Below are 3,547 nucleotides of genomic sequence, written 5' to 3'. Positions count from 1 at the left end.
GTGAGTTATCTAATTAAAGCGTTTCGTTCAATAGTGGAAAAATATCCGGAAGTTCGCTTGATAATCGCCGGTAGTGGGAGCTATGACACCTACCTTCAGGACGCAAAAAATATTTGCACGAAAATAACTTTTACCGGATTATTAGAAAAAGACGAATTGTATGAATTGTATCGTATTGCAGATATTGGTGTTGTGCCTTCGTTGTTCGAACCTTTCGGCTATGTAGCCGTGGAGATGATGATGCACGGATTGCCGCTTGTAGCCACGGCAACATCGGGACTAAACGAGGTAGTGGATGAATCCTGCGGATTTAAAGTACCCCTCATCGTATTGCCCGATAATGTGGAAATAGACACATCGTTTTTGGCGCAGAAGATACTGTATCTGATGCAACATCCTGCAGAAGCAAGGGAGATGGGAGAAAACGGAAGAAAAAAATATCTGAAGGAATATTCATCAGAAATATTTCGCCGAAACATGATTCATTTATATTCATCCGTATGATACCCAAAATAATCCACCAAATCTGGGAAGGACGTACCGAATATTTGCGGGATTCTTATAAACTGTTAGGTGAAACGTGGAAAGAACATCATCCGGACTGGAAGTATGAGTTTTGGGAAGAAAACCGGTTGGATGATTTTGTCTACGATTATTTTTCGGAAATAGTTGATATCTACTTCGGATATCCATACAGTGTGCAACGCTGGCATGTAATCCGTTACCTGGTCCTTTACCAAATGGGAGGGATGTATGTAGATTTTGATTATGAATGTCTGGAACCTTTCGACAAGTATATAACAGACGAAAGTAAATGTTATTTTGCAATGGAACCGGAACAGCACTATCGCTCTTTGGGTAAACCTGTCTGTTTTAATAATGCATTGATGATTACACCACCCGGTCATCCGTTTTTCAAATATATTATTACACATTTGCACAGCACGTCCTTTCCATATACCGGAGATAAATACAGGGAGGCGCTGAATACAACCGGTTCACAGATGCTAACCAACCTTTATGAAAAGTATACGTATAAAGATACTGTAGACATTCTCCCGGCTGAACAAGTATCTCCCTTTTCAAGAGATGAAGTACAAAATTATATCTATGGAAAAGCAGATGAAGAATTATTGGAAAGAAAACTGCAAAAGGCCACCGCCATTCATTATTTCTGGGGTTCGTGGTTAATAAAAAATAACCCTCCTTTGCTTTCAAAACAGAGAGTGACACACACGACTGTTTCTGATCTATACCGGCTTTTTATACAATACCCTTACATTTGTATAAACAGCCGGATGTGTACGCCGGATTCTCTTTATTTTGCGACACAAAGCTATTCAAAAAATGGAAATAAATTTGCAGAAGAAGCATTAAAGGCAGGGTGCCGTTATGCTATCGTAGATGATCCCACAGTAATAACCGACAACCGCTACATATTGGTCGACAATGTCTTGCAAACCTTGCAACAATTGGCAAACCATCACCACCAAATTCTAAAAACACCTGTTATTGCCATTACAGGAACATGCGGTAAGACGACGACCACAGAACTGACAGCCGCCGTACTTTCAACCAAATATAACCTGGTTTTTACACCAGATTCCGAAAACGCTTCTTTAGGCGTGTCGCTTACGTTGTTGCGCCTGAAGCCCGAACATGAAATGGCTGTTATCGAGATGGGCGCCTGTTGTTCCGGAATGATACGGGAAGCAGCCCGGGTTGCCCGGCCGAACTATGGTATTATCACCAATGTAGGATTGGCACATCTCGACAGATTCGGTTCATTTGAAGGAGTAATCCGTTCCAAAGGTGAACTTTATGATTACCTGCGCCAATCGGGCGGTAAGGTATTTATCCATAAGGAAAATATGTATCTTCAAACTATTGCCGGAGGATTAGAGCAAATCTCTTATGGTGAAAGTAAAGATGCCTTTATATCCGGACAAGTAGTAAGTTCGGATCCTTGTCTTTGTTTCGATTGGGAAAATGCAGGAGTGCGGCACACCGTATCTACCCATATAGCAGGAGACTATAATCTATGGAACGCATTAGCGGCAATTTCTATAGGAGTTTATTTTGATGTCCCTTCCACGGAAATCAACCGGGCTATTAGCGATTATGTTCCTACCAATCACCGTTCGCAGTGGAAAAAAACACTACGCAACGAATTGATTATCGATTGCTTCAATGCAAATCCAACCAGTATGCAAGCTGCTTTGGCAAACTTTTCTACGTTGGGGGCAAAGCCAAAGGCTGTTATTTTAGGAGATATGCTTGGATTGGGTGCAGAAAGTTTGAAACTACACGCTGAAATAATAGAGAAACTTAATGAATATGGTTTTGAGAAGGTTCTTCTTTGTGGAGATCAATTTTCGGCTACCGACTCTGTCTATCCGTGTTTTCCTGACGTTGAAGCATTAGGCAGGTATTTGTCGGAAAATCCATTTCAAGGATATAAGGTACTGATTAAAGGCTCTAATAAAATTCATTTGGGGATGGTCATAAATTTATTGTAAGAAAATTCATAATTCCAATACAATATGGACAAATGCAATCATACAGATCTGTCGATCGTTATTCCGGTGTATAATGCGGAAAAATATTTACCTGTTTGCATAGACTCGTTGTTGCATCAGGGCAATCTTCGCATCGAGATCGTTCTGGTGAACGACGGTTCGACCGACCGATCAGGAACAATTGCCGACGAATATGCGGAAAAAGATACTCGCATCAAGGTGATTCATCAGGAAAACAGAGGAGCCTCGGCGGCTCGTAATGTGGGATTGGTTGCAGCACAAGGAGAATACGTTGCTTTTTTTGATGGTGATGACTGGGTAAAAGAAGGTTCATTAGCGGCATTGTATCAAAAAGCGACCGAACATCATGCCGATGTGGTGATGGGGGATATATGGTTATGCCATCAGGATGGAAGTATGGATGGACCCTTCAAGCATGTTCCCAAAGACTTTCCGGATAATACACTTACGGGGAAGGAAGCTCTCATCCGGTTGGTTAAAACCCGTTTTTACCTGCCCATGCCATTCAAATATATCTGCCGTAGAAACTATTTGCAAAAAATACAGGCCCGTTTTGAAGAAGGTATCATGCATGAAGACGAATTATGGACTCCTGTCGTTCTTTATCAGGCTTCAAAGATGGTAATTTCCGGCATTGATTTTTATTATTACCGCCAAAACGAAGAATCGGTTATGCACACCACCGGTTTGTTCAGGCGATTGGACTCTTTATTCCGGGTTACCGACCGATTGATTGCATTGGGCGAGCAGTTGGATTTTTCAGAAGAAAATGCAGTATTGAAAAGCTGGTGGTATGTAAATATTTTCAGACTTTATTCCGAGGCCTTCACGTTACTATCCAACGTAAAAGATTCTTCCTATATCATCCCCCAATACCATCTGGATTGTTTTTGGCGAGACTGCCCGAAAATGATTCCGGATTCGCTGCAACGATGCAGAGAGTACTACCGCAATGCGGAAACAGGATTGAAAAAATATACCGACTGGCGTACATCCGATTGGGTAGC

The 3,547-nt window shown here is 41.6% G+C and carries 3 protein-coding genes and 1 pseudogene; all 4 read left to right on the top strand.

The window, feature by feature from the left end; all coding sequences use genetic code 11:
* The coding region (locus LBQ60_00815) for a glycosyltransferase (protein ID MDR2036442.1) at positions 1-504 on the top strand (504 nt) is incomplete at its 5' end.
* Positions 501-806: pseudogene (locus LBQ60_00810) on the top strand (hypothetical protein). The gene LBQ60_00815 and the pseudogene LBQ60_00810, both read left to right, overlap by 4 nt.
* Before the next feature lie 420 nt (positions 807-1,226).
* A complete protein-coding gene (locus LBQ60_00805; protein ID MDR2036441.1) occupies positions 1,227-2,519 on the top strand; it encodes a UDP-N-acetylmuramoyl-tripeptide--D-alanyl-D-alanine ligase in 1,293 nt (430 codons plus the stop codon).
* Positions 2,520-2,543: 24 nt separating this feature from the next.
* Positions 2,544-3,547 (top strand): glycosyltransferase (locus tag LBQ60_00800; GenBank protein ID MDR2036440.1); only part of this gene is annotated, 1,004 nt, incomplete at its 3' end.

The organism is Bacteroidales bacterium (assembly GCA_031275285.1).
In the GTDB taxonomy this organism is placed as follows: Bacteria; Bacteroidota; Bacteroidia; order Bacteroidales; family UBA4181; genus JAIRLS01.
This window is presented reverse-complemented; position numbering and strand designations above follow the sequence as displayed.